Genomic DNA, 26,080 nt, shown 5'->3' on the forward strand with positions numbered 1-26,080 from the left:
ATAATCCGGCCTTTCTTTTGTCATTGGTTTTATGTCGACGCTGACCTGGATCATAACTGCCAGCTTACTGGGCGGAATATTGAGTTTACTGTTTGCCGCAATACTTGCACTCAATGCCCGGGTATCGTGGCTTTCCATGCTGGTATCGTATGCCATCGGCGCCTTACTGGGCGCTGCTTTTCTGAATACTCTACCCGAAGCGCTTGAACATTCGGACGATCCAAAGCAAATAACGCTCATCGTATTGCTCGGCATTTTGGTCTTTTTTATCCTGGAAAAGCTGGTGCTGTGGCGTCATTGCCATTTGGAAGATTGCGAAGCGCATGATCTATCACACGCGCCGGTCGCTGCGGTTTCATCCGCTGCCGGTCACCACGAGCACGATCATGGACGCAGCGGAATGATGGTGATTGTCGGGGATACTTTCCATAATTTTGTCGATGGCATTTTGATCGCGGCTGCATTCATGGTGGATGTGCAATTGGGAATCGTGACATCGATTGCGATTATCGCCCATGAAATCCCGCAGGAAGCGGGCGATTTTATTATTCTGCTGAATTCCGGATATACGCGCCGCATGGCATTCTTGATGAACCTGCTATCCAGTTTTGCCACGCTCGTGGGTGGTGTGCTGGCTTATTTCATGTTGCATAACATGAATTTTCTGGTGCAGCCGTTACTGGCGATCGCTTCGGCGAGTATGATTTATGTGGCGATGTCGGATTTGATTCCCGGCTTGCATAAGCGCCCGGAGATTCATGCGACCATTCAACAAGTAACATTGATTTTACTGGGGATCGCTTCGATCTGGATCATGGGAGGGTTTTTCCCGCATGATTGATGCTATGTTCAAAGAAACTTTACTGACAAGGTATTCAACAATGAAACGATTCATTATGCTGTTATTGCTGCTTTTTTGTACCAGCACCGGGTATGCGCAAGAGGACAATAGTCTTCTCGAGAAAGTTGAAAGCAGCGCGCGCGCATGGTTAAAGCTGGTGGATAGTGGCGATTATAAAGATAGCTGGGAGAACGCATCGCCGCTATTCAAGGGGAAAACTTCCGAAGGCGCGTGGATTAAATCGATCACTGCGATCAGAGCGCCGCGTGGCGCAATAACCGCGCGTTATATTGCAACCGCGGGTGCGACCAAGTCGCTATCGGGATTTCCCGACGGAGAGTATGTTGTGCTGCAGTTTTACACTACTTTCGGGGAGAATGGTCTGGCATTGGAGACCATTACGCTGGCAAAAGCAAAAGATGACACCTGGCAAATTGCCGATTATGAGGCCAAATAAGGGATTTCGCTGTATCCCGGATCAGCTGACTCCCTTGAATCCCTGGGAAATCCGGTAATAGACACGCCGCACCGGCGTGCCGTAGCGTTCGATGACCCGGTATTCGATAGGGCCGGGGCGATCCAGCATGTGGTTAATATCATTTTTTGTGCGGGTTCTTTCCAAATGGCGGCGTTTCATGCCCACTTGGATGATAGGGCGGTCAGCCGCTTCCTGCGAAGGCAGCCAGTATTCGTACATGGCGCCGCTGTCGCCAAACATGTTACGTGAACGGATATCCAAGGGATCATCGCCGTGTGTATAAAAATATAACGCGCTGGCAACAGACCATTTGCTCATGCCGACAATAATCGGTTCCTGGCCGGTTTGGTGCTTCACTTCCGCGGCAATTTGCTTGATTTCACCCGCCGTCTCCCGCCAGAAGTAATGTTCCGTGAACATATGATAAGGCATACCCGGTATTCCCAGTACCACGTAGTGCAACACGAAAGCATACACAAAAATGCAGCTGATGATGGTCAATCGCCAGCTGGCTTGAATCCGCCTGGCAAAGGCGCTGACTTGATCCGTTTGGCCGATCATCCAAGCGATGGCGGGTAAAACCGCGAGCCAGATCGGACCGGTCCAATGAAAACGCGGTGTTTCAAAAGTGCTGATGATGAAAAAAATACAAAGTGGAACGCCGGTGAAGATCTGTACAAATAACTGACGTCTGCGTTCGAATGGCCGATCCTCAGAGGGTTTATTCGAGAACAAGGCGAGCAGTGCCGCAGCAAAGCCGATCGGGGTAAGCAACACCAAAATGTGAAAAATTAAAAAATGCACGGCGAATTCATGACCATCCGTCAGCAGCTGGTTCGATTGAAAGGCAAACGATGCCCAGTCATTCTCATAGTTCCAGATAATGACCGGTGAAAAAAGTAATAACGCCAGCAATGACGCCAGATAAGGATGAGAACGTTGCATCCAGCGCCGCGCTGTTGGATCTAGGATGACAAACACCAGCGCTGCGATACCGAGTAATCCAATCGTATATTTGGATAATAATCCGGCGCCAAAAGCGATTCCCATGCCTAGCCAAGCGGTGCGTTGACCGGCAACCAGCGTGCGTTCCATGTAGTACAGCGTGGCAGCCCAGGCGGCGACCAACGGTGCGTCAGGTGTCATGAGCAGACCGGAACCAAATCCCAGCGGTAGAATGGCCAGCAATAATAATGTGCGCATCGCGGTGGATTTGTCGTACAGATTCTGCGCCAGCGCGTACAAATAACCCAAAGTGATTGAGCCGCACAGCAGTGCGCCAATGCGTACGCCAAATTCATTATTACCGGCAATAGCGGTGCCAAACCAGATTAACCACGCCACCATGGGCGGGTGATCATAGAAACTCAGGTCCATGTGCTGCGCATACTGCCAGTAATACGTTTCATCCGGTATGAGCTGCGCCAGGCCGAAATAAACCAGGCGCAACAATATGGCAAACAGTACGATGCCGATCGCTGCGGTGCGCCAACGTATATCCACCGAAGGCAAATCTTTCTCGCTGGGGAATACATAAAAAGCCGAGCCCAGGTAATTGACGGCTGCAGTGGCCACGATAGCGGGAAATATGGCTAATAAAGGTGGTATATGCCACACATAAACCAGCAGGGCCAGGACACCGCCGCGCAATAATAATGCCAGCGCGCCGACAGTCAGGAAACGGCCGAATTGATGCCATTTGAGATAACCTGCATGATGCTCACGGAATGACCACTTTGAATTGAACGTATAGTTGGTGACCGCGGCGACGAAGAAACTGATGAAGTGAGCCAGTGCAAGTCCGGCGTCACGGCTGATCATCCACTGGAAAACGACGGCGTCAATTAATGCGCCGAATAACCCAACCGCGGCGAAACGTCCGGCGGTATTCAGTGTGGCTGTGCCGCCGGCCAGAGTGATCAGGCGTTGAATATAGGCTTGCTGGTGCGACAATGATAATTTGAAAGTGCCTTGCGCGTGGTCGCGGAAACAAATCGGCACCTCCGTGACGCGCAGCTTCCCCTGATTGGCCATGAGCAATTCGAGCAGGATTTTGTAACTGCGCGCATGATTGGAAATGCTGGCAGCCAATTCACGGCGGAAGGCAAAGAAACCCGAGGTGGCATCGTTCACATCGCACAGCGGGCGGGCAATCCAGCTGCCAGCGCGAGATAATAATTGCCGGTACAGCGGCCAGTTTTCCGTACTACCACCGGCTACATAGCGGCTGCCGATCACGACATCGCAGTTTCCGTTCAGAACCGGCGTAACAATTGTCGGTAGTTGTTCTGGAGGGTGACTCAGATCGGCATCCATGACGACAATGACATCACTTTTGGCTGCGGCTATACCGGCGAGAGTCGCAGCGGTCAGATCGGGTTTATCGCGGCGCTCAATGAGACGGACGTTAGACTGATTTCTCCATGCGCGCACTTTGTCCGGTGCGCCATCGGTAGAACCATCATCAACGAAAATAACTTCAAAGCTATCCGGGGAAAAGCTAAGTGCGGATAAGCGAGTTAACAGTAAATTAATATTCCCGGCTTCATTTAATGTGGGTACTACAATCGAAAATTGAGTCATGTAGTTCCACAGATTAACATTGAGGCGTGGTGATTGGCGGCATGATTTTATTTTTGTAGCTTCTGGTATTTATTTACCGCTTTATTATGGTCTGCCAGATTGGTGGAGAATTGCGATTCTCCATTGCCTTTTGCCACAAAATACAGCGCATCCGTTTCAGCCGGATTCACTGCCGCGCGAATGGAAGCCAGACTGGGCAGGGCAATCGGAGTGGGTGGCAAACCTGCGCGAGTATATGTGTTGTATTCCTGATCCGCAAGCAGATCTTGTTTGCGCAAATTACCGTTAAACTGCTCGCCCATGCCATAGATAATAGTGGGATCCGTTTGTAACCGCATCCCTTTGCGCAGCCGGTTGGTAAATACGCCGGCTATTTCAGCGCGGTCACTCTCCAAGCCGGTTTCTTTTTCAATGATCGAAGCTAGAATGAGCGCTTCATACGGCGAGGTTAACGGCAAAGATCCGGCGCGCGACTCCCAGCTGGTTTGCAAGTGATTCTGCATGGTGCGATAGGCGCGCTGCAAGATTTCGATATCGCTGCTGTCACGCACAAAAAAATAGGTATCGGGAAAGAACAATCCTTCGGCAGCACTTTCAGCTGCCCCGATCAAGCGTAAAATTTCCGGGTCACTGAGTCCGGCCGTATGATTTTGTATGGCTGGATGTTCATTCAATGCTTTTCGCAGCTGTGCAAACGTCGAGCCTTCAAGAATTCTGATTTCATGCTGCTTGGCATCGCCTTTGGTCAAATAGTTTAACAGCGCAATCTGGGTGATATTCTCGGTCAGCAGATAGTCTCCGGCCTTGATGGCGGATTCCAGGTTCAAGTAACGCGCCAACAGGATTAAAGACCATTTGGTGTGGATGACACCGGCGTCGGCCAGTTGCTGGGCAGTTTGTTTCAGGTTGCTGCCATGCCGGATAGAAAATTCATACGGTTTGACCGGCAGTGTGATACTGGAATGAACATGAAGATAAAACCATCCGATGAGCAGGATGGTTATGAAAAACGCATAGAACAGGAGGCGTTTCAGCGTGTGCATGCGCCACAGATGATGTTTATACGCTACGGAAAACGAGCGTTCCGTTAGTCCCTCCAAACCCGAAGGAATTGGATAGCGCAACTTTGATATTCATGTCCCGTGCGGTATTGGGAATGAAATCCAGATCACACTGCGGATCTTGATTGACCAAGTTGATGGTCGGCGGCGCAATGTGCTGATGGATCGCGAGTACGGAGAAAACCGCCTCCACGCCACCGGCTGCGCCGAGCAAGTGCCCGGTCATTGATTTCGTTGAGCTAACCGCCAGTTTACTGCTGTGTTCACCGAAGCAGCGTTTGACTGCAATGGTTTCGGCAATATCACCCAACGGAGTGGATGTGCCATGTGCATTGATGTAATCGACTTCGGTAGTATTGATGCCCGCATTCTTGAGCGCATTGGTCATACAGCGTGCAGCGCCCTCGCCATCGTCACAAGGAGCGGTCATGTGGAATGCATCCGCGCTCATGCCAAAACCGGCCAATTCCGCATAAATCTTCGCGCCGCGCCGTTTGGCATGCTCCAGTTCTTCCAGTACCAGTACGCCTGCACCTTCGCCCAGAACAAAACCATCGCGGTCGACATCCCAAGGACGGCTGGCAGTTTCCGGATTGTCATTGTTTCCGGATAATGCTTTGGCCGCGGCAAATCCGCCGATGGCAAGCGGCGTTACACAGGACTCCGCGCCGCCGCACACCATGACATCGGCATCACCGTACTCGATCATACGGGCTGAATTGCCGATGCTATGCGTGGCCGTGGTACAAGCGGTTACGATCGCGATGTTGGGTCCTTTATAGCCATACATGATGGATAAATTACCCGCGATCATATTGATAATAGTACTGGGAATAAAGAACGGGGAAATTTTGCGCGGTCCACCTGCATGGTACGCCGTATCGGTATTTTCGATCATCGGCAAGCCGCCGATGCCGGAACCGATATTGACGCCGATTTTTTCCGCATCAAGGCGGGAGATATCATCGATACCCGCATCTTTGACGGCTTGAATCGCCGCGGCCATGCCGTAATGGATAAAAACATCCATGCGGCGCGCTTCTTTTACAGAAAGATATTGGTGAATATCGAAATCTTTTACTTCGCCTGCAATTTGTGAAGCAAAACTCGATGCATCAAAACGGGTTATCCGGGTGATACCGGATTTTCCTGAGATGATGTCCTCCCATGCGCTGGATACTGTGCTGCCTACTGGCGACACAATACCCAATCCGGTAACGACTACCCTGCGTTTGGACAAAATAACTCCGCTTACTTGTTCTTGAAAAACAAAATACTAACTGGCGCTGGTGTTGGCGGTGACGTAATCAATCGCTTCCTGGACGGTATTTATTTTTTCAGCTTGCTCATCTGGAATTTCACATTCGAATTCTTCTTCCAATGCCATGACCAATTCAACCGTATCGAGTGAATCCGCTCCCAGATCGTTGACGAAAGACGATTCGTTTTTGACTTCTGCTTCATTAACACCAAGTTGTTCAGCTACAATTTTTTTAATACGCTGCTCAATATTTTCCATCTAGGTATTTCCTTTTCAGGTAAGAAAAATGCGTGCCATTCTAACAAATTTTGTATGCCAGCAAAACCAAAACATGACTGCGGGCACATAACTTCCTATTTAAGTTTTTAATTAGGTGGCGCATTATAAAGAACTTTTTGTGATTGTTTTGTGATTAATCTGATTTTACGATCCGATTGAATCAATCTATTCCGTTTCTGTGTTAATCCATATACATGCCGCCATTGACGTGAAGTGTTGTGCCTGTGATGTAGCCCGCCGCAGACGACGCCAAGAATGCGACAGCCGAGGCGACTTCTTCCGGACGGCCTAATCGCCCCAGTGGAACGTGTTGAATCAAGCTCTGCTGGAATTCATCAGCCAGTGCGCGGGTCATGTCGGTATCGATGAAACCGGGGGCAACACAGTTGACAGTAATATTACGGCTGCCCACTTCACGCGCCAATGATTTGCTGAATCCGAATATCCCCGCTTTTGCGGCGGCATAATTGGTCTGGCCCAGGTTACCCATAGCGCCGACAACAGAGGAAATGTTGATAATGCGGCCGTAGCGGGCTTTCATCATGGCACGGAGAACCGCACGGCTTAAGCGGAATACTGATTTTAAATCGGTTTCCAATATATCGTCCCATTCCTCGTCTTTCATGCGCACCAATAAATTGTCCCGCGTGATGCCGGCGTTATTAACCAGTATTTCCACTTCACCGAATTTTTCCCGGATGGTTTGGAGAGTGTGGTTGATTTGCTCAGCATCGTTTACGTTTAAAGCGACCCCCATTCCCTTGATACCGAATTTTTCCAAATATTGATTGATCGCACCAGCACCGTTTTCCGTGGTTGCAGTTCCAATCACGACAGCGCCCGATTGTCCCATTTTGATTGCGATGGCTTGCCCGATACCCCGGCTTGCGCCTGTGATCAAAGTTATCTTATTTTCCAAAACCATACCTCCTTAAATCGAGCCATGATAATGTGTTACGAATGTTCATTGTAATGCTATGTCCTTAAATGGTTAATCGCTTGTTTGATGGCTTCACCATCTGCCAGCGACAGCTGTTGCAGGTTTGGGTCAATGCGTTTGTTAAGTCCGGCCAATACTTTTCCCGGGCCGCATTCGACGACATGCGTAATACCGTTAGCGGCGAGTGCTTTGATGGTATCCACCCAGCGTACCGGGCTGGTGAGCTGGCGAATCAGAATTTCTTTGATATCCGCGGTATCAGTATGCGTTTTTACATCGGCATTATGCAGAATCGGGATGCGGGGCGATTGCAAGGGCACATGCGCTAACTGCTGCCGCATACTGTCAGCCGCCGGTTTCATCAGTGAACAGTGCGACGGGATGCTCATGGGCAGCATGATGGCGCGTTTTGCTCCCTTTGATTTGGCCATTTCGATTCCCTGCAAAATGGCATTCTTATGCCCGGCAATGACGATTTGCCCCGGTGAATTAAAGTTGGCGGGTTCAAGCGATTCTTCACTGTTTTGGTTTGTAATGTCACGGCAGATGGTTTCGATGATTTCATCATCCATTCCCAAAATCGCCGCCATGCCGCCAACACCTTCCGGCACCGCTTGTTGCATGGCTTGCGCGCGAAAATGCACCAATGCCAAGGCATCGGCAAAACTCAACGCTTCGGATGCAACCAATGCAGAATATTCACCCAGGCTATGTCCGGCCAGATAGGCTGGTTTTTCCCCGCCAAGACTTTCCCAAGCGCGATACACTGCGATTCCTGCAGTGAGCATGAGCGGCTGGGTATTGATCGTGAGATTGAGATCATCCGCCGGTCCGTTATTGACCATGGACCAGAAATCCTGCTTTAGGATATCGGATGCTTCTTGAAAGGTTTCCTGAATGATTGGTAAATCGGTGTACCCATTCATCATGCCGACGGATTGCGATCCCTGGCCCGGAAATACAAATGCAAATTTCATAAATCACCAACGCAGTAAGACTGCTCCCCATGTAAAACCACCACCGACACCTTCCAGTAAAACCAATTGATCACGCTGAATACGCCCGTCACGCACAGCCATGTCCAGCGCAAGCGGGATGGAAGCGGCGGAGGTGTTGCCATGCTTGTCCACGGCTACAACCACTTTGTCCATCGGCAATCCAAGTTTTCTGGCGGTTGATTGAATAATCCGGATATTTGCCTGATGCGGAATCAGCCAGTCGATATCGGTGGATTGCAGATCGTTTTTTGCCATCGCTTCCTGCACGACTTCTTCCAGAACCTTGACGGCGAATTTAAAAACAGCATTGCCTTCCATATTGATGTAAGGCGTGCCCTGTACTTTGCCGCCGCTGATGCTGCCCGGTGCGGAAAGAATATTGCTGTGACTGCCGCTGGCATGCAGATGTGTCGATAATATGCCGGGCTGATCGCTTTGCGAAAGTACCACCGCCCCCGCGCCGTCACCGAATAAAACACAAGTGCTCCGGTCATTCCAGTCGAGTATTTTCGAATAGATTTCGCTGCCGACCACCAATGCATTGCGGCATTTGCCGGAACTGACAAACATATCGGCTGTGGCGAGCGCATAAACAAAGCCGCTGCAAACCGCTTGCACATCAAAAGCCGGGCAATTTTCAATGCCCAGCTTGTTTTGCAAAATACAGGCGGTGCTCGGGAAAATCATGTCCGGTGTGGTAGTGGCGACGATAATGAGATCGATGTCCTGACTGGTTACACCGGCAGCCTGCATGGCATTTTGACACGCATACAGCGCCAAGTCGCTGGCGACTTGATCCTCACTGGCAATGTGCCGCTGGGTGATGCCGGTGCGCGTGCGTATCCATTCATCACTGGTGTCCACCATGCGTTCCAGATCAAGATTGGTGAGAATTTTCTCCGGTAAATAACTGCCTGTTCCAGTGATTCTTGAATACATTATCGTATTATTTCTTTAGATGGAGTTTGAGAATGACGGGAGAACTCAGCTACCCGCTCACTAATGCGCCGCAGCATGCCGCCGCGCACCTCGTCGGCGGCGCGCTTGATGGCAAAACCAAAAGCATATTTGTCCGCTGAGCCATGGCTTTTAATCACGATGCCGCGTAAACCCAGGAAACTGGCGCCGTTATAACGCCGGTGGTCAACGCGGCGCTTAAAGGAGTTAATAACCGGCATCGCGATTACACCGGCGAGTTTCGTCAGCAGATTGCGTTTGAATTCCTCACGTAGATAGGCTGCGAGCATTTGAGCCAAGCCTTCGGAGGTTTTTAGTGTGATATTGCCGACAAAGCCATCGCATACCACGACATCCGTGGTTCCTTTGTAAATATCGTTGCCTTCCACGTTGCCATAAAAATTGAGGCCGCTGTTGCGCAGTAATTCAGCTGCTTGCTTGACTATTTCATTGCCTTTGATTTCCTCTTCGCCGATATTGAGCAATCCGACGCTTGGAAAGGCTTTATTCTCTACCGAGGATACCAGGGATGCGCCCATGATGCCAAATTGGCATAAGTGCTCCGCCGTGCAATCGACATTAGCGCCCAAGTCCAACACGTAAGTGTGGCCGGTACTGGTCGGCAATATCACCGCTAGCGCCGGGCGGTCAACGCCTGGGATCGTTTTTAAGACAAACCGGGAAGTAGCCAGCAACGCACCGGTGTTGCCAGCGCTGATACAAGCCTGCGCTTCACCGGTTTTGACGAGATTTATGGCGACACGCATGGAGGAGTCTTTTTTGCCGCGCAAGGCGGTTGCCGGTGACTCATCCATGCCGACAACTTCGCTTGCCGGATGCAAGCGGATTCTTGGGCCAAACTCGGACTTAGCGGCGCGCAGTTCCGCCTCAATGGCGTCGGGAATGCCGACTAAAATGATATTGGCTTCAGGGTCCTGGCGCAAATATTCGAGTGCGGATGGAACGGTCACATGGGGGCCATGATCGCCCCCCATACAGTCTATTGCTACAGTGATATCCAATTTCGGTGCTCTTGCGGCTGGAAGAAGCTATAGTTGATGCGATCTGTAACAATAGGAATTGTGTTTTTAATCGTTTTTGGTTTTAACCACTTTTTTGCCGCGATAGTAGCCGTTAGGGCTGATATGATGGCGTAAATGAATTTCTCCCGTGCTTGACTCTACCGCTAATGGCGGATTGGTCAAAAAATCATGTGAACGGTGCATGCCGCGTTTTGATGGGGATTTTTTATTTTGCTGGACTGCCATGTGAATAACTCCTTGAACTCAATTTGTCTTTTTTAATGCTGCCAATGCTGCAAAAGGGTGTGCCGGTTGTGTTTTATCAACTGAGCCGTTACCGTTTGATTTCAGTTTAAACATGCTGCATTCGTCATCCGCGTGACACAATGCGATCGATAAACTGAGAATCACTTCATCTTCAATTAAATTAAAAACATCTAAATCAGGGACTGCTAAAATTGCATCAATCGTATCGTCATCATCGGCCAGATTCAGCTCTGTTTCATTTTTGGCCAGTATCAGGAATGTCTGTAAATCAATATGATGCACTAGTTTATCAAGACAACGCTGACAATGAAGATGGATTTTTCCGGTTATTTCAACGTATAACCCCGGCCTTTTATTCTTGTCGAATTGACCGCTGATTTGATAGATTAGCTCCCCTTCCTGATCAAATAACAGATCATGTAAGCGCACAAGCTCAACCAACGGGATTTTACCATGACGACTGCCCGCATTACGCACAAAATCCAGAGAGTCTATGACTAACCTATCAGACATAAGGCGCGCATGTTATATTTTTTAAACCTAAGTGTCAAAAATTACAGAAGGAAATTTTGAAAACAAAAAACATTACCCCGCAAATTATCCTGGGATCCAGCTCGATTTATCGTAAAGAATTACTGCAACGGCTGCAGATCCCCTTTGAAACGGAACATCCGGATGTTAATGAGACACCGCTACCCGGTGAATCTCCCGAAGAAACAGCCGTGCGTTTGGCTGAGGCAAAAGCGCGTGCTGTCGCCAAGATTTATCCGCATGCTTTGATTATTGGCTCCGATCAAGTCGCGGCATTGGGAAATATTCCGCTCGGCAAGCCCTTGAATCATGAAAATGCGATAAAACAATTGCAACTGGTTCGAGGTAAAGAGGTTGTTTTTTATACCGCTTTATGCCTGCTGAATAGCGCGGCGGATCGTTTGCAGTCGCGTGTCATTCCTTATCACGTGAAATTCCGGCCGCTGAGCGACCAGCAAATTGAAAATTATTTGCGCAAAGAGCAGCCATATCACTGCGCCGGGAGTGCCAAATCCGAAGGGCTGGGGATTGCACTTATTGAACGCATGACCGGGGATGATCCGAACGGCCTGATCGGATTGCCGCTGATCGCGCTGGTGGATATGCTGATGGCTGAAGATGTTGAGATTTTTTAAAGTTTGATTTCTTTCATAAACTTCTAAATTGCAAATAGCGTCATTCTGTGGAATGATTATGCTTAAATGAAATTTTCATTTTTTATAGATTAAATACTTTATGCGGAAATATTCGGCTTATTCAATCATCTTTATGCTTATTGTCAGCATACTGACGAATGGATTGAGCTTATCGTTCAGAGGTGAAGTATTTACTCATGAACTGGATCATATCCGTCAGTCCTTGTCCGCCGATCCTGTGACTCATTTGGAGCTGCATCGCAATAATGTGTCGTGGGAAGGTGTTGATCTCGATGCCGCAACGCACTTGTGCTTGCATTCGGCCGGACAATACCAGCCATTTTTCTTTCATTCTTTCCCCTTGATTCCTGGTGTGATTGTGACGGAAGTCATGGCGATATTCATTTCTTCCTTGATTCCCGAGACAATTCCGGATTTGCCCCTGCGTCCTCCGCGTGCGCTTCACTTGTTATAAATCAGATTTAAAAAAGTATTGTTTGTGGATGGATGGTAATAATCCATAGCTATGCAAAAAACAGATCAGTTCTGATTTTTCGATGATCCGTTTCACATTTGCATAGCATAGGTGTATGCGGAGGATTTATGACATTGAGCGGCTTATTGATCGCGCCTTGCTATTGGGCGGTATCCGGATTGCGGCGTATCTTGCCGGGGTTCATTTTTTTGCTGGGTTTTTTATTCCACGCCAATGTTGGCGCCGATGCTTTCGGTGTTGCACCAGACGGTATCAAAGGTCAAGCAGCAGAGTTGTCCGCGCAGGAAACGGGCGATCTCACGTTGCGCGATGCCGTCAATCTGGCCTTGCTTCGTAATCCCGAATTGGCGTCGTTTGCCAAGGAAATGCGCGCGCTGGAAGGGGCTACCCTGCAAGCGGGGTTGCTGAGAAACCCGGAATTGTCGGTGAATGTTGAGAATCCCGGGAATATACAAAAGCTGAGCGGTGACATCAATTCGCAGGCTTCGGTATCGCAGGAAGTGGTGCAGCAGTTGACTACCATCCGCATCGGGCAATTGATCGAACTGGGTGGCAAGCGTGCTGCGCGGGTTGGTGCCGCCCGGCTGAATGAGGAATTGGCCGCGCGGGACTATGAATCCAGGCGCGTGGAAATCATAGCCCGGGTGGCTAATGTGTTTACCGAAGTGCTGGCCGGCCAGGAACGGCTCAAGCTCGCGGAGGAAACCAAGCAGCTGGCGCAAAATGTGGTGGATACCGTAGTTTTGCGGGTCCAGGCAGGCAAGGTGCCGCCCATTGAAGAAACCAGAGCCAAAGTCGGATTGTCCACGGCGCGTATCGAATTCGAGCAAGCGCAACGGGATCTGATTTCCGCCCGTAAAAGGCTTGCCTTGCTATGGGATAGTGCCGTGCCGCAGTTTGCGAAGGCCTTGGGGACTTTGGAAACATCGATTGCGCCGCCCGATTTTCAAACGCTGCAAAACCGTGTGCTAGAAAATCCGATGGCGCTGCGTGCCATGAAAAACATTGAACATCGCAAAGCGCTGCTTGAGGTCGAGCAAACCCGCCGTATCCCCAATCTGACCCTGAATGCCGGTGCTGTGCATCATGCGCAATTGGGCGGTACCACGGCGGTTGCGAGCGTAATGATTCCACTGCCGCTCTTTGATCGCAATCAAGGCAATCTCAAAGAAGCTTATCAGCGTGTGGATAAAGCCGTCGATGAACAGGTGGCGACCGACATACGGCTTAGAACCGAGCTGGCGCAATCGTATGAAACGATGTCGGCGGTGTGGAATGAAATCAATATTCTGCGCGATGAAATCTTGCCCGGCGCCCGGAGCGCCTTCAATGTGATGCGCAGAGGTTATGAGCTGGGAAAATTCGGCTTGTTGGAGCTGCTCGATGCGCAGCGCGTGCTGTTTCAGAATCAACTGCTCTATGTGCGTGCGTTGGCAAACTATCAGCGTCTGATTAACGACATAGAACGCCTGATCGCAGCACCAATTGATAGCATCAAGCCTAAGCATGAAATCAACGGACGTTTGCCTTAACAGCGGAAAAAGTAAAAAGGATACATGATGAATAAAACGCGATTGATGCCAATCCTGATCGTCATTGCCATAGGCGTTGTACTGGCGGGATTGATTTTATTGCTGGATAAACCGTCGGTAGTCACAGCGGAAATGGCGGCTGGCGATGCCAGCGGGATAGCGGGCGAAAATCAGCCGGATATCGGCCTAAGAGGCGGCAAGTTGTTTACCAGCGATGGTTTCGGCTTGGAATTGACGATCTTTGAAAAAGGCGTGCCGCCGCAGTTCCGGATTTATCTGTATGAAAACGGCAAGCCGCTTCCACCGGCTGCCGCCAAGGTGTCTATCGCATTGACACGGCTTGGAGCGCCGGTGCAGCTGGTTAAATTTGCACCGGAAGCCGATTATCTGCTCGGCGATCAAGTGGTGGAAGAACCGCATTCATTTGATCTGGCGATTGCCGCCGAGCGCAACGGCCAGACATTCCGTTGGGGTTCCAGTCAAATCGAAGCGCGCTTGGAAATGACGGACGAGATGCTCAAAACGATGGGTGTCGAGATACAAACGGCCGGTCCGGCCATTATCAAGTCAACACTCAAGCTGCCGGGCGAAATTGTGTTTAATCCGGATAGGATTGTGCAAGTGGTGCCGCGTTTGCCGGGTGTGGTGGCCGAAGTGAATTTTGAGCCGGGACAGATGGTGAAAAAAGGCGATGTGCTGGCAGTTATTGAGAGTCAAATGCTGGCGGACTTACATAGTCAATACATGGCCGCTCAGAAACGGCTGTCGCTGGCGCGAACCGTTTATCAACGGGAAAAGCAATTGTGGGAAGAAAAAATATCGGCCAAACAGGATTATCTGGCGGCGGAATTGGTATTGAACGAAGCCCAGATCGCTGTCGATCTGGCTGCGGAAAAGCTTAAGGCCTTGGGTGTTCGGCCTGAGCCGGGATTACCGGCAAAAGAACTGACACGCTACGAGGTGCGCGCACCGATTTCCGGGCTCATCATTACTCGAACGGTGGCTCTGGGCGCGGCATTAAAAGAAGACATCACCATCTTCACCGTGGCCGATATGTCGACGGTGTGGACGGCTGTGACGGTGTACCCGAAAGATCTGAGTATCGTCAGAGTCGGACAGAAAGCCTTGGTCAAAGCGACTGCCTTCGATGTCGAAGGCGAGGGCGTTGTCACGTATATCACCACGCTGATCGGCGGGCAGACGCGCACGGCCACGGCGCGAGTCATCCTGGACAACAAGGACGGCCGCTGGCATCCCGGCATGTTCGTCAACATCGAACTGGTATCCGATGAAATAGAAGTACCGGTTGCGGTTTCGGCGCAAGCGATACAAACGTTCCGCGACTGGACGGTGGTGTTTGGCCGTTACGGCGGTTATCTCGAAGCGCGTCCTCTGGAATTGGGCCGCAGCGACGGCAAAATGGTGGAGGTATTGAAAGGATTTGCTGCCGGGGAGCGTTATGCTTCGGGCAACAGCTTCGCCATCAAGGCTGATATCGATAAAGCCGGTGCATCGCATGACCATTAGCCAACCCAAAATAAGCTACCCAAGGAAAAATCATGTTTGAACGCATTTTGAAAATATCGATATACCAGCGCGGGCTTGTTTTGTTGGCAGTACTGGCAATGGCCGCATTCGGCATGTACAACTACCTGAAATTGCCGATCGACGCGGTGCCGGACATCACCAATGTGCAGGTGCAAATCAATACCACGGCGCCCGGTTATTCGCCGCTGGAAGCCGAACAGCGCATTACCTTTCCGATCGAAATGGCGATGGCCGGACTACCCGGTCTGGAATATACCCGTTCTCTGTCGCGTTATGGCTTATCACAAGTCACGGTGATTTTTAAGGATGGCACCGATATCTACCTGGTGCGGCAACTGGTCAGTCAGCGCATTCAGGAAGTCAGAAGCCGGTTGCCAGTGGCGATTGTCCCGACCATAGGGCCGATTTCGACGGGTCTGGGTGAAATTTTCATGTGGACTGTCGATGCTGATCCCGAGGCGCGCAAACCGGATGGCACGCCGTATACATCGATGGATTTGCGCGAATTGCAAGACTGGATCGTCAAACCCCGCATGCGCATGGTGAAGGGAGTGACGGAGGTCAACTCGGTCGGCGGCTACGTCAAGCAATTTCATGTCACCCCCTATCCGGAGAAACTGATTTCGTTTGGTTTGACGCTGCAAGACTTGGTGCTGGCGCTGGAGCGTAACAATCTCAACATCGGTGCGGGTTACATCGAGAAAAGCGGCGAACAGTATCTGGTCAGGGTACCGGGGCAGGTGGCTGATCTAGTCGAAATCGGCGAGATTATTCTAGGCAGTAATCAGGGTGTGCCGATACGCGTCAAGAACGTCGCCGATGTATTGATCGGTAAGGAATTACGTACTGGTGCCGCGACGCAGAATGGCCACGAAGTGGTGCTGGGCACGGCGTTTATGCTGATCGGGGAAAACAGCCGCACCGTTTCGCAGGCGGCGGCGGAAAAGCTGACCGAGATCAACCGCGGTTTGCCTGCCGGGGTCACTGCAACACCAGTTTATAACCGCACTACGCTGGTCGACAAAACCATCAGCACGGTTTCGAACAACTTGATGGAAGGTGCCGCACTGGTCATCGTGGTGTTGTTCATATCGCTCGGCAACCTGCGTGCTGCGCTGATCACCGCGCTAATTATTCCACTGGCGATGTTGTTCACCATCAGCGGCATGGTGGCCAGTAATGTCAGCGCCAATCTGCTGAGTCTGGGTGCACTTGATTTCGGCATCATTGTCGATGGCGCTGTCATCATTGTCGAAAACTGTATTCGCCGTCTTTCGCTAGAACAAGGGCGAATGGGGCGGGAATTGACGGCTGACGAACGCTTCGAGATCGTTTTCGATGCTTCCAAGGAAGTCAGGGAAGCCCTGTTGTTCGGGCAGATCATCATCATGGTGGTTTATCTGCCGGTGTTTGCGCTATCCGGGGTGGAAGGCAAGATGTTTCATCCGATGGCATACACGGTATTGCTGGCGCTGTTGGGCGCGGTATTTCTGTCGGTGACGTTCGTGCCGGCGGCGGTCGCCATGTTTTTGTCCGGCAAGATGATGGAAAAAGAAGGCGCTGCGGTGCTATGGGCGAAGAAAATCTATGCGCCTGCGTTGGATGCCGCGATGGATAACAAGGGATTGACGGTGACCATCGCCGCTGTCATCGTGATTCTGTCGCTGCTGCTGACCACACGCATGGGCAGTGAATTCATTCCTAGCCTGGACGAAGAGGATATTGCGCTGCACGCCATCCGCATTCCCGGCACCAGCCTGAGTACAGCGATCGAGATGCAAAATGAGCTGGAGGAAACGATTAAGAAGTTTCCCGAAGTCAGCCGGGTGTTTTCCAAAATCGGTACCGCTGAAATTGCTACCGATCCCATGCCGCCCAGTGTTGCGGATATTTTCATCATCATCAAACCGCAATCCGAGTGGTCTGGCAAATATCAAAATAAACAGGAATTGATCGCGGCGATGGAAGAAGCGGTGCGCAAAGTACCGGGTAACAATTACGAGTTCACGCAGCCGATACAGATGCGCTTCAACGAACTGCTATCCGGGGTGCGCGCGGATGTCGCGGTGAAAGTGTTCGGCGACGATCTCGATGTCATGCTCAATCTTGCCGAACGGATTGAAAAAATCATCAAGGCGGTGCCCGGCGCGGCGGATGTCCGGGTGGAACAAATTACCGGCTTGCCGGTGCTGTCGATTCAGATGGATCGCACCAAAATGGCGCGTTACGGTCTCAACGGCAGCGATGTGCAAGACGCGATCAATATCGCCATCGGCGGCAGAACGACCGGTCTGATTTTTGAAGGCGACCGCCGTTTCGAGTTGCAAGTGCGGCTACCGGAACAGGTCCGCGGTGATATCGAAACACTCAAACGCTTGCCGATCAAGCTTCCTGTCCTCAATCCGGCGGGTGCTCCGAACGCGCCAAATGCCCCAGCTGCTCCTTTGCCGGTCTATGTGGCGCTGGGCGAAGTGGCCGATCTGCATATTGCCAAGGGGCCCAATCAAATCAGCCGGGAAAATGGTAAACGCCGTGTGGTGATCACCGCGAATGTGCGTGGCCGCGACATTGGGTCTTTCGTGACAGAAGCCGAGGAGCATATCGGAAAGCAAGTCAAAATACCTGCCGGTTATTGGTTGTCGTGGGGCGGGCAATTCGAGCAATTGATCATGGCGGCGCAACGTTTGCAGATTGTCATTCCGTTGGCGCTTGGGTTGGTATTTTTCCTGTTGTACACCATGCTCGGCAGTTTTCGCGATAGCTTGCTGGTGTTCAGCGCGGTGCCGTTGGCGATTACCGGCGGCATCGTCGCGTTGTGGCTGCGCGATATCCCGCTATCGATTTCCGCTGGCGTCGGATTTATCGCCATGTCCGGCGTGGCGGTGCTGGATGGCCTAGTGTTGCTGTCGTTTATCCGCGATTTGCGCGCGCAGGGGTTAAAACTCGAAGAAGCCATCCGGACCGGGGCGCTATTGCGGCTGCGTCCGGTCCTGATCACGACCTGGGTGGAGTCATTGGGCTTCCTGCCGATGGCGCTGAGCACCACCACCGGTGCCGAAGTGCAGCGCACCCTGGCGACCGTGATGATCGGCAGCACGCTGTCGCAGTCGCTGTTGTCGTTGCTGGTGGTGCCGGTGTTGTATCAGCTGGTGCACCGGCGGAATGCAACGGTTACTTAAGGTTTTGATTCAAGTGTGGTAAGTTCGATGTTGAGGTGTATAAAACACTGATATAAAGTGCAAACGTCGATACTTGCGTATTTCTACTGATATCGATTGCGATGTTTTTGAGCGATTATTGGGTTGGTGTAGCGGATGCTCTGCCGTTTGCGGCCGGGTTTTTAGTATCAAGTTTTTTAATAAGGGAGACTATTATGAAATACTCGAATTCTCTGGGTGCATTGATTGCGGTGTTTGCGTCTTTTTCCGTGGAAGCGAGCACGACACTTTTTAGTGAAGATTTTGAATCCGGTTTGGGTCAATGGAATCCTGTTGGAACCGGTGTTGTCGTTGCCGATCCAACGAATCCGCTGAGTGGCAATGACGTGCTGTCATTCACCGGGCTCGGCTCCGGCGGTGATATTTTTACCGCTAACTCCTTCTTTGCGCCATCACAAATTTATACCGTGAGTTTCGATTACTTGAGTGTCGAGACATCCGGTTCTTCCACGGCTGATCTGGGTGGATTCGTGGGTATCAGTGACGGTAAACCAGGCTCGCACACTTGGATCGCGGGCACTCAGGCTGGTTATCCAGGACTCAATGTGGTGTTGACCCACAACGGAACATGGACAAACTATTCCATCACGATTGATGCCAATACCGCTCTATTTGTTTATGGCGGCACCCCCATGAATGGTATGCCGCTGCATCTTATGCTGGAAGATTTTGTCGGATCTGACGCAATTGCAGGCAACGTTTACTTCGATAATATTGCTGTGACTGCTGTCCCTGAACCCGAAACGTATGCCCTATTGCTGGCCGGATTGGGGCTGCTAGGGTTTGCCACGCGCTATCGCCGCAATAGCTGCGAGCAAGCCTGAATCCTGCGGCGTATAACTACCCGAATCGTAGTCAACCAATAAGAAAAATCAAGACCAATCCTGAGTATCCTCTGGATTGGTCTTTTCGAACTGCAACGATGCGTTGTTAAAGCGGAATTTAGCCACGCTCATTTATCGTAAATCTTCCAGCAATAATGAATCTTGGCATCGCGAGCGAAATCCTCGGGGATCATTTTGCTGCTGATGTCTTCGATGACCAAACAGCTTAATGCTTCCGTGTCCATCTTGAAGCGGCGGAAGTTGGTCGAGAAATACAAAATACCGCCCGGTGACAGCAGGGCTGCGGCGTTGCGGATCAATTGCACATGGTCTTTCTGGATGTCGAAGGCTTCGTCCATTCGTTTTGAATTGGAAAAAGTGGGCGGGTCGAGAAAGATCAGGTCGAATTGCGTTTTTTGTTTGGCGCTGGCTTGTTCGGCGAGCCATTGCGAGCAATCGGCGCGCACCAGCCGGTGATCGCCATCAATACCGTTGAGGACGAAATTGCGTCTGGCCCAATCCAGATACGTGTTCGACATATCCACCGTGATGCTCGATACCGCGCCGCCGATTGCCGCATGCACCGTGGCGCTGCCGGTGTAGGCGAATAAATTCAGGAAGCGCTTGCCCTTGGCTTGTTGCTGAATCAGTAAGCGTATCGGCCGGTGGTCGAGAAACAGGCCAGTGTCGAGATAATCCTCAAAATTCACCCAGAACTTGCAGCCGCTTTCTTCCACGACATGAAAGTGGCGCGAGTCGCTCAATTTTTCGTATTGATCGGTACTTTTCTGCTTGCGGCGAATTTTCAGAAACACTTGCTCGGCGGTAATTTCCAGCACTTGGGGTATCGCCGCCATTGCGCCGGCCAGCCGCTGATTGGCTTTGATAGGATCGACCGTTTTCGGCGATTCGTATTCCTGCACGTTGACCCAGGTTTGCTCGCCTTGATAAACGTCGATTGCCACCGCGTATTCCGGCAAATCGGCGTCGTACAGCCGGTAACAATGAATGTGCTGCTGTTTCGCCCACTTGGCCAGTTTTTTCAGGTTTTTGCGCAAGCGGTTGGCGAACATTTCCGCCTGACTGTCGACCTGCCCAGTTTGGGCGCGGCGGCTGATGTGTTCGATGCGTTCCTGTTGCGAATGGGTTTTCGGTTCGAAGAAAGCGGATTCCTCGACGGTGAAGCGCAATAGTTTGCATTCCAGTGCGCCATTGAACAGCGTGATCGGTTTTTGCGAGCGGATGCCCAATTTGAAACCCAGCTCGGGATTGCCGATGATGATCGCCGCTTGCCAGCCGGTAAAGCGGTCTTTCAGAACCTCGCCGAACTGACGGTAAAGCAAGGCAGCTTGTTCTTCGTCGCCGAGCCGCTCGCCATACGGCGGATTGCACACGATCAACCCTTTCGCCCAGCTTTCCGCCGCAGAGGCATCGCTGATGTCGCGTTTTTCGATGTGAATTTTTCCGGCCAATCCGGCATTGTCAATGTGCTGCAACGCTGCGGCGGCGGTGCGCCGATCCTGGTCGAAACCTGCAATCACCGGTAACTTACTCAAACCTATCTCGCGGCGCTGCTGCGCTTCGTCCAGCAGGCTTTGCCAGAGCGTGGGGTCGTGCTGCTTCCAGCCGATAAAACCGAAATAATCGTGCAGCAAACCCGGCGCGATATCTCCGGCGATCAATGCACCTTCTAAAAGCAAGGTACCGGAGCCGCACATTGGGTCGATCAGCGAACCGCCTTGCTGGGCGATTTCCGGCCAACCGGCGCGCAGTAGAATCGCCGCCGCCAGGTTTTCCTTGATCGGCGCGGTGATGTTGATGTCGCGGTAACCGCGTTTGTGCAAGCTCTGGCCGGATAAATCCAGGCTCAGTTGCGCGGTGTCGTTGTGCAGATAGACGTTGACGCGGATGTTGGGGCGCTCGGTATCGACATTGGGGCGGCTGCCGAACTTGGCGCGCATTTGATCGACGATGGCGTCTTTCACTTTGAGCGCGCCGAAATGCGTATTGTTGATCGCTGGATTGTTTTTGCTGCTGAACGACACCGCCAGACTGTCGTCCGCATTCAGATGCTCAGACCAGTCGACACATTGGATGCCATCGTAAAGATCCTGCTGCGATTTGACCTCGAAGCTACCAAGCAGCAACAAGATGCGGTTGGCGGTGCGCGACCATAAACAGGCTTTATAAGCCATCGCCAGATCGCCCTGAAAAGTCACGCCAGCCATTTTCTGCTGCACGTTTTGTCCGCCGAGCGCCTGGATTTCGTTGGCGAGGATGCCTTCCATCGCTTTCGGCGTGGTGGCGAAAAGTTGGTATTGCGTCATGATTTGCGGCTGTGGTCTGAATAGCCGGGTAGGATACTCGAATGTATTGCTGTCGCGCTGGCTTTTTTAAACCGGAACGCTCAGACTGTCACGGTGATGCGCTCCCGGGCAAATTCCACCATTTGGCCGCTGCGGATCTTGCAGGTTTTGCGCAGTTCAATCTGACCATCCACCTTGACTTTACCCTCGGCGATCACGGCTTTGGCCGCGCCACCGCTGCCACACAGGCCGGTGATTTTGAGCAGATCGTTCAATGCAATCGTGTCGTGTCCTTTAAGACTGAATTCACTCATGGTTACCTTGCTTCAATTGGATATAGATGGTCTCGACTTTCTCTCTGGCCCACGGTGTCTTGCGCAGAAACTTCAAACTGGATTTGATGCTGGGATCCTGCTTGAAACAATTGATATCCACCTTTTGGGCCAATCCTTCCCAGCCGTAATGCGCATGCAGCTCGATCAGCAGCGCTTCCAAGGTGATTCCTTGCAAAGCGTTTCTGGCCTGCGGCTGTTGGTTACTGTGGGAACTGGGCATATTCAGGGGGTTGGAAGCTAACGGGTTTAATTATACGTGCTATACCCGGCGGAGCGTGCGGCATTTGAAACGGCGTAATAAATGAGCATGTCGAGTCCTTTTCTAAAGCCGTAGCAGCAATGCAGATAGTTTTTCAACGGCCTGCTAACCGGCGGGCGAATTCCTTTGCGATGGATCTCTTTTAAACGCTGGCGTCAATTTGTGCGGGTCGATTGCATCCCGCTGATTTTTGGCGGCGGATGACCACCACGTCAGCTGTGCGAAGGATCGGGCAAAATAGCTCGTCCATCTTTCCGCATCAACAGACGCGAGAAAATTGCCGTCTTCAGCGAACACTTCGTGCGCCTTGGGAACATGAATCATCGCCGAAACCGGCAAGCAACCCAGCTCCGACAAAAAAGACCGCATCCCCACCGCCGCCCTGACACCGCCCCATTGCCCCGCCGAATACGTGACAATCGCGCTGGGTTTGTACGAAAACAGCGAACTGCCGAAGTGATTGAGCAAATGCGCCAGAGCCGGGCTGAGCGAATGATTGTATTCCGGACTCACCATGACATAGCCATCCGCGGCTGCGATCTTGTCCGCCAAGGCTTGCAGTTGAGCGGGCGCTTTGCCTTGCGCGTAAGCAAAGTGGGGTTTGAATATCACGCCAAGATCAAAATCCAGCGGATCGATTAGTTCCACTGAAACGTCGTTTTGCTGAAGCTGCGCCACACAAGCTCTGGCAACTCGTAGGCCCAGCCGAGGAGGGTTGGGCGGAGAGCTGTTGCGGGCTGTGCCGAGGAAGGTTAGGAATTTCATAGATATTCTATGAGAAATTGATATGACGTAAAATTGAGGAGCTGCGCGTTTTTGCGCAGTTCCGCTTGAGCATCAGCATAAGGTTAGGGCTTTGAGTTACATGGCCTGCTCGTTCCTAACGGCGACACCAAAAACACAATATCAGGAACATATACCAACCGACAAGCAACAGTCGCAATTAACGGCTTAAAGTTATTCAACTTACGCAACGAGCTGTATCACGCGAATGTTGCCAGAAAGTAGTGGTTTCATGCGATGAAGAGTTGTTATTTGGCTCATGTGTAGGCGGTCGGTTGTTTTGACTTCTGCCCACAGCATTTCGGAGCCATTAGTCATTGTCAGATCAGGCCATCCGGCACGGTATAAGTAAGGGTCCTCCATGATGGCAGAGGTGATCTGTGCCAAACCTTCTGCTCCGAGTGTATCGAATAGCGAACCAATGGCGGAAGGAGTTAGCCCCGGATACCATTCCTGCACCATGAGCGAGCTATAGATTTCACTAAAGTGCCGAACGACTTGCTGTGAGTCTGCGGAACGAATTGCGCTCAAAATCAAGTCAGAGTGCTCATGAAGGATAATTAGTTGTGCCTCTGTGAATCGGGTACAGGCATCTTGCCTAGAGCCAAATGTGTTGAGACGGGTTAAAACGTTCAAAGCTGCTGATCGAATGAGAAGAAGTATTGGACCACCTTCGCAATAGCCGCCTGCATAACCGAATGATGAAAAATGCTGCCACGATGTTAGTTCAGGGGCTTTCTGAAAATTTAGGCCATGCAATTTTTCATGGGTAATGCCCAAATGATGGCACTGCTCTGCCAATGGCAACATCATAATAGCCTGTTTCCACCCACTGTGAGTGAGTGCACCCGTCGAATCCACAAGCCCCCGCTTAACCAAGCCAGTGATTGTGTTTGCCTTGGCTGAAATTGCATTGCTGCGAATTATATCTAGCAACACCTGCTTCATTTCTGGGGTTGGTGGGCGTGTCATGATTGGGTTGGAGCTTGCGCAGTCTTTCTTGACTGCCGGGTTAGGATTTCAGCAGATTAGCCTCGCGCAGCTTGGCAAGAATACTCTCTGGCGCTACTACACTATGGAACTTACCAATATCGGCATCCAACGAAATGCTCTGTATTTGAGAAACCTCATCTCCGAGAAGGTCGTGCAGAGCCTTCTTGGCGTTGCTCTCAACTTCACGCTTCTTAGCCTCCATCGCCTCTTTAGCTTTGTCGTTGAATGCTTTGATTTGATCTTCGAATCCCATCTGTATCTCCTGTGCGTTGATTGGTAAAAGCGACATGTGAATAGCAGCCAGTGAGGCCCTAACGTGATATATACGACATTATTTGCCCAATAATACTTAGCAAGTGTCGTGTCATCATGATTAAGAATCGATATCTTTTGTTAAAGCTTATTAAAGTTTATAGCAATCAGACTAATCATGTCAGCGAACATGCCATCGCTGTTTACAACAAAAAAATCGTCGCCAACCCTAGAAAAATAAAGAACCCGCCGCTGTCCGTTACTGCGGTGATCATGACGCTGGAGCCGATGGCCGGGTCGCGGCCGAATTTGCGCAGGGTGAGCGGGATCAGCACACCGAGCAGCGCGGCGAGCAGCAGATTCAGCACCAGCGCCAGGGTCATGACCAGGCCGAGTTCGGCGTTCTGGTAAATGGCGAAGGTGAACAGGCCGACGATGGTTCCCCATAGCAGGCCGTTGACGATACTGACGCCGACTTCCTTGGTGATGAGTTTCCAGGCGCTGCTGGTGTTGATTTGATCGAGCGCTAGCGCGCGCACGATCATGGTGATGGTTTGATTGCCGGAGTTGCCGCCGATGCCGGCGATGATCGGCATCAGCGCGGCGAGTGCCACCAATTTTTCGATGGAATCTTCAAATAGCCCGATGACACGCGAGGCGATGAACGCGGTGACCAGGTTGACGGCCAGCCACACCCAGCGGTTTTGCACGCTCTTCAAGACCGGCGCAAAAAGATCTTCCTCTTCGCTCAAACCGGCTAGATTCAATGCATCGTTTTCGGCTTTGTCGCGGATGAAATCGATCACGGTGTTGACGGTGACGCGGCCCAGCAGTTTGTCGTTGTCATCCACTACGGAAGCGGAAACCAGGTCGTAGCGCTCGAATGCATTGGCGGCTTGCTGTGCGACATCGTCCGGGTGCAGTTTGATCATTTCGTTGGTCATGACATCGGCAACCAGGGTATCCGGATCGCTGACGAGCAGGCGGTTGATCAGCAACACGCCTTTTAACTGCTCATTACGGTCGACGACAAAGAGTTGGTCGGTATGATCGGGCATTTCGTCCAGCATGCGTAAATAGCGCAGCACCACTTCCATCCGCACATCTTCGCGGATCGTGATGACGTCGAAATCCATCAAGGCGCCGACGGAATCTTCCGGGTACGACATGGCGGCGCGCAGTTGTTCGCGTTCTTCCACGGGTAGCGAACGGAAAACGTCGTCCATGACTTCTTGCGGCAAATCGGGGGCAAGATCGGCGATCTCGTCGGCATCCAGGTACTCCGTTGCGGCGACCAGCTCGTGATTGCCCATGTCGGTGATCAGTGTTTCACGAACGGCATCGGAGGTTTCCAGCAAGACTTCACCGTCCCGGTCTGCCTTGACCATGCTCCAGATCAACAGCCGGTCTTCCATCGGTAGCGCTTCCAGAATCAGCGCAATATCGGCGGGGTGGAGTTGATCCAGGAAATGCTGCAGCTCGGACAGATTTTGCTTCTGGACGGCAGACTCAGCCAGCGATTCATCCGGAGCATCCTGCAAATTCACCAGACCTTCGACCAGCTTGTACTTGCGCAGCAAGAACGCGACCTGCTGCAGCGGCGTCGGTGAATTGTCCTGATCGTTGTCGTTGTCCGTTTCTGTCATAACAGGTTTGTGCTGGCGAGGCGGTTTTTTGTCCG

General features: G+C 51.5%; 25 protein-coding genes. 8 read left to right on the plus strand and 17 right to left on the minus strand.

What is annotated here, in order from left to right; genetic code table 11:
• Positions 1-31 precede the first annotated feature (31 nt).
• Both DU481_RS05395 and DU481_RS05400 read left to right on the plus strand, forming a co-directional pair.
• On the plus strand, positions 32-841 hold the full coding sequence (locus DU481_RS05395) for a ZIP family metal transporter (RefSeq protein WP_350133229.1): 810 nt from the start codon (positions 32-34) through the stop codon (positions 839-841).
• A gap of 40 nt (positions 842-881) precedes the next feature.
• Positions 882-1,298: a DUF4019 domain-containing protein gene (locus DU481_RS05400; RefSeq protein ID WP_121168300.1), complete on the plus strand. Its 417-nt coding sequence runs from the start codon at positions 882-884 to the stop codon at positions 1,296-1,298.
• A 21-nt stretch (positions 1,299-1,319) separates the two neighbouring features.
• On the opposite strand, the gene DU481_RS05405 is transcribed toward DU481_RS05400, so the two are convergent.
• The 10 genes from DU481_RS05405 to DU481_RS05450 all read right to left on the minus strand — a co-directional run bounded on the left by DU481_RS05405 (position 1,320) and on the right by DU481_RS05450 (position 11,164).
• On the minus strand, positions 1,320-3,902 hold the full coding sequence (locus DU481_RS05405) for a glycosyltransferase family 39 protein (RefSeq protein WP_350133230.1): 2,583 nt from the start codon (positions 3,900-3,902) through the stop codon (positions 1,320-1,322).
• 47 nt (positions 3,903-3,949) lie between these two features.
• Positions 3,950-4,945 (minus strand): endolytic transglycosylase MltG, encoded by a 996-nt coding sequence (mltG, locus tag DU481_RS05410; RefSeq protein ID WP_350133231.1) that lies wholly within the window; start codon positions 4,943-4,945, stop codon positions 3,950-3,952.
• 16 nt (positions 4,946-4,961) lie between these two features.
• Positions 4,962-6,203: a beta-ketoacyl-ACP synthase II gene (gene fabF / locus DU481_RS05415; RefSeq protein WP_090316326.1), complete on the minus strand. Its 1,242-nt coding sequence runs from the start codon at positions 6,201-6,203 to the stop codon at positions 4,962-4,964.
• A 36-nt stretch (positions 6,204-6,239) separates the two neighbouring features.
• Positions 6,240-6,482 carry an acyl carrier protein gene (gene acpP, locus DU481_RS05420; protein ID WP_090316324.1) on the minus strand — a complete coding sequence of 81 codons (243 nt, stop codon included), beginning with the start codon at positions 6,480-6,482 and terminating at the stop codon, positions 6,240-6,242.
• A 202-nt stretch (positions 6,483-6,684) separates the two neighbouring features.
• Positions 6,685-7,428 (minus strand): 3-oxoacyl-ACP reductase FabG, encoded by a 744-nt coding sequence (gene fabG, locus DU481_RS05425; protein ID WP_350133232.1) that lies wholly within the window; start codon positions 7,426-7,428, stop codon positions 6,685-6,687.
• Positions 7,429-7,478: 50 nt separating this feature from the next.
• Positions 7,479-8,420, minus strand: coding sequence for an ACP S-malonyltransferase (gene fabD / locus DU481_RS05430; protein ID WP_350133233.1), 942 nt, complete (start codon positions 8,418-8,420; stop codon positions 7,479-7,481).
• 3 nt (positions 8,421-8,423) lie between these two features.
• Positions 8,424-9,380: a beta-ketoacyl-ACP synthase III gene (locus DU481_RS05435; protein ID WP_350133234.1), complete on the minus strand. Its 957-nt coding sequence runs from the start codon at positions 9,378-9,380 to the stop codon at positions 8,424-8,426.
• Entirely contained in the window at positions 9,380-10,420 is a 1,041-nt protein-coding gene (gene plsX / locus DU481_RS05440; protein ID WP_350133235.1) for a phosphate acyltransferase PlsX, read from the minus strand. The genes DU481_RS05435 and plsX overlap by 1 nt, the downstream gene beginning before the upstream one ends.
• 66 nt (positions 10,421-10,486) lie before the next feature.
• Positions 10,487-10,666: a 50S ribosomal protein L32 gene (gene rpmF / locus DU481_RS05445; protein WP_013967086.1), complete on the minus strand. Its 180-nt coding sequence runs from the start codon at positions 10,664-10,666 to the stop codon at positions 10,487-10,489.
• 18 nt (positions 10,667-10,684) lie between these two features.
• A complete protein-coding gene (locus DU481_RS05450) occupies positions 10,685-11,164 on the minus strand; it encodes a YceD family protein (protein WP_350133236.1) in 480 nt (159 codons plus the stop codon).
• A gap of 92 nt (positions 11,165-11,256) precedes the next feature.
• Between DU481_RS05450 and DU481_RS05455 the strand changes: the two genes are divergently transcribed.
• The 6 genes from DU481_RS05455 (at position 11,257) to DU481_RS05480 (ending at position 19,471) form a co-directional block, all read left to right on the plus strand.
• Positions 11,257-11,853: a Maf family protein gene (locus DU481_RS05455; protein ID WP_350133237.1), complete on the plus strand. Its 597-nt coding sequence runs from the start codon at positions 11,257-11,259 to the stop codon at positions 11,851-11,853.
• A gap of 133 nt (positions 11,854-11,986) precedes the next feature.
• Complete coding sequence (locus DU481_RS05460; RefSeq protein ID WP_350113792.1) at positions 11,987-12,328, plus strand: hypothetical protein; 342 nt, start codon at positions 11,987-11,989, stop codon at positions 12,326-12,328.
• A 128-nt stretch (positions 12,329-12,456) separates the two neighbouring features.
• Positions 12,457-13,881, plus strand: a complete 1,425-nt coding sequence (locus tag DU481_RS05465) for a TolC family protein (RefSeq protein WP_350133238.1) — start codon at positions 12,457-12,459, stop codon at positions 13,879-13,881.
• Between the two features lie 27 nt (positions 13,882-13,908).
• Positions 13,909-15,408 carry an efflux RND transporter periplasmic adaptor subunit gene (locus tag DU481_RS05470; protein ID WP_350133276.1) on the plus strand — a complete coding sequence of 500 codons (1,500 nt, stop codon included), beginning with the start codon at positions 13,909-13,911 and terminating at the stop codon, positions 15,406-15,408.
• A gap of 32 nt (positions 15,409-15,440) precedes the next feature.
• Positions 15,441-18,608 (plus strand): efflux RND transporter permease subunit, encoded by a 3,168-nt coding sequence (locus DU481_RS05475; protein ID WP_350133239.1) that lies wholly within the window; start codon positions 15,441-15,443, stop codon positions 18,606-18,608.
• 194 nt (positions 18,609-18,802) lie between these two features.
• Positions 18,803-19,471 (plus strand): PEP-CTERM sorting domain-containing protein, encoded by a 669-nt coding sequence (locus DU481_RS05480; RefSeq protein WP_350133240.1) that lies wholly within the window; start codon positions 18,803-18,805, stop codon positions 19,469-19,471.
• A gap of 128 nt (positions 19,472-19,599) precedes the next feature.
• Here DU481_RS05480 and rlmKL read toward each other — a convergent pair whose 3' ends face one another.
• The 7 genes from rlmKL to mgtE all read right to left on the minus strand — a co-directional run bounded on the left by rlmKL (position 19,600) and on the right by mgtE (position 26,045).
• Positions 19,600-21,798 (minus strand): bifunctional 23S rRNA (guanine(2069)-N(7))-methyltransferase RlmK/23S rRNA (guanine(2445)-N(2))-methyltransferase RlmL, encoded by a 2,199-nt coding sequence (rlmKL, locus tag DU481_RS05485; RefSeq protein WP_350133241.1) that lies wholly within the window; start codon positions 21,796-21,798, stop codon positions 19,600-19,602.
• 80 nt (positions 21,799-21,878) lie between these two features.
• Positions 21,879-22,091, minus strand: a complete 213-nt coding sequence (locus tag DU481_RS05490) for an RNA-binding S4 domain-containing protein (protein WP_090316284.1) — start codon at positions 22,089-22,091, stop codon at positions 21,879-21,881.
• Positions 22,084-22,332, minus strand: a complete 249-nt coding sequence (locus tag DU481_RS05495) for a VF530 family protein (RefSeq protein WP_350133242.1) — start codon at positions 22,330-22,332, stop codon at positions 22,084-22,086. The genes DU481_RS05490 and DU481_RS05495 overlap by 8 nt, the downstream gene beginning before the upstream one ends.
• 144 nt (positions 22,333-22,476) lie before the next feature.
• Entirely contained in the window at positions 22,477-23,136 is a 660-nt protein-coding gene (locus DU481_RS05500) for an NADPH-dependent FMN reductase (RefSeq protein WP_350133243.1), read from the minus strand.
• A 201-nt stretch (positions 23,137-23,337) separates the two neighbouring features.
• Positions 23,338-24,126 (minus strand): VRR-NUC domain-containing protein, encoded by a 789-nt coding sequence (locus DU481_RS05505; RefSeq protein ID WP_350133244.1) that lies wholly within the window; start codon positions 24,124-24,126, stop codon positions 23,338-23,340.
• 40 nt (positions 24,127-24,166) lie between these two features.
• Entirely contained in the window at positions 24,167-24,400 is a 234-nt protein-coding gene (locus tag DU481_RS05510) for a hypothetical protein (RefSeq protein ID WP_350133245.1), read from the minus strand.
• 202 nt (positions 24,401-24,602) lie between these two features.
• Positions 24,603-26,045, minus strand: a complete 1,443-nt coding sequence (gene mgtE / locus DU481_RS05515; RefSeq protein ID WP_350133246.1) for a magnesium transporter — start codon at positions 26,043-26,045, stop codon at positions 24,603-24,605.
• Positions 26,046-26,080: the final 35 nt, after the last annotated feature.

It is taken from the genome of Nitrosomonas sp. (assembly GCF_040240425.1).
Lineage (GTDB): Bacteria > Pseudomonadota > Gammaproteobacteria > Burkholderiales > Nitrosomonadaceae > Nitrosomonas.

Excerpts from the sequence above, each read along its gene's own strand:
- DU481_RS05400 (WP_121168300.1), top strand. The coding sequence starts at position 882 with ATGAAACGATTCATTATGCTGTTATTGCTGCTTTTTTGTACCAGCACC.
- DU481_RS05465 (WP_350133238.1), top strand. The coding sequence starts at position 12,457 with ATGACATTGAGCGGCTTATTGATCGCGCCTTGCTATTGGGCGGTATCC.
- mltG (WP_350133231.1), bottom strand. The coding sequence starts at position 4,945 with ATGCACACGCTGAAACGCCTCCTGTTCTATGCGTTTTTCATAACCATC.
- DU481_RS05510 (WP_350133245.1), bottom strand. The coding sequence starts at position 24,400 with ATGGGATTCGAAGATCAAATCAAAGCATTCAACGACAAAGCTAAAGAG.
- acpP (WP_090316324.1), bottom strand. The coding sequence starts at position 6,482 with ATGGAAAATATTGAGCAGCGTATTAAAAAAATTGTAGCTGAACAACTT.
- DU481_RS05435 (WP_350133234.1), bottom strand. The coding sequence starts at position 9,380 with ATGTATTCAAGAATCACTGGAACAGGCAGTTATTTACCGGAGAAAATT.
- rlmKL (WP_350133241.1), bottom strand. The coding sequence starts at position 21,798 with ATGACGCAATACCAACTTTTCGCCACCACGCCGAAAGCGATGGAAGGC.
- rpmF (WP_013967086.1), bottom strand. The coding sequence starts at position 10,666 with ATGGCAGTCCAGCAAAATAAAAAATCCCCATCAAAACGCGGCATGCAC.
- fabD (WP_350133233.1), bottom strand. The coding sequence starts at position 8,420 with ATGAAATTTGCATTTGTATTTCCGGGCCAGGGATCGCAATCCGTCGGC.
- mgtE (WP_350133246.1), bottom strand. The coding sequence starts at position 26,045 with ATGACAGAAACGGACAACGACAACGATCAGGACAATTCACCGACGCCG.
- DU481_RS05500 (WP_350133243.1), bottom strand. The coding sequence starts at position 23,136 with ATGAAATTCCTAACCTTCCTCGGCACAGCCCGCAACAGCTCTCCGCCC.
- DU481_RS05490 (WP_090316284.1), bottom strand. The coding sequence starts at position 22,091 with ATGAGTGAATTCAGTCTTAAAGGACACGACACGATTGCATTGAACGAT.
- fabG (WP_350133232.1), bottom strand. The coding sequence starts at position 7,428 with ATGGTTTTGGAAAATAAGATAACTTTGATCACAGGCGCAAGCCGGGGT.
- DU481_RS05495 (WP_350133242.1), bottom strand. The coding sequence starts at position 22,332 with ATGCCCAGTTCCCACAGTAACCAACAGCCGCAGGCCAGAAACGCTTTG.
- DU481_RS05460 (WP_350113792.1), top strand. The coding sequence starts at position 11,987 with ATGCTTATTGTCAGCATACTGACGAATGGATTGAGCTTATCGTTCAGA.
- DU481_RS05395 (WP_350133229.1), top strand. The coding sequence starts at position 32 with ATGTCGACGCTGACCTGGATCATAACTGCCAGCTTACTGGGCGGAATA.
- DU481_RS05405 (WP_350133230.1), bottom strand. The coding sequence starts at position 3,902 with ATGACTCAATTTTCGATTGTAGTACCCACATTAAATGAAGCCGGGAAT.
- DU481_RS05470 (WP_350133276.1), top strand. The coding sequence starts at position 13,909 with ATGAATAAAACGCGATTGATGCCAATCCTGATCGTCATTGCCATAGGC.
- DU481_RS05505 (WP_350133244.1), bottom strand. The coding sequence starts at position 24,126 with ATGACACGCCCACCAACCCCAGAAATGAAGCAGGTGTTGCTAGATATA.
- DU481_RS05480 (WP_350133240.1), top strand. The coding sequence starts at position 18,803 with ATGAAATACTCGAATTCTCTGGGTGCATTGATTGCGGTGTTTGCGTCT.
- DU481_RS05475 (WP_350133239.1), top strand. The coding sequence starts at position 15,441 with ATGTTTGAACGCATTTTGAAAATATCGATATACCAGCGCGGGCTTGTT.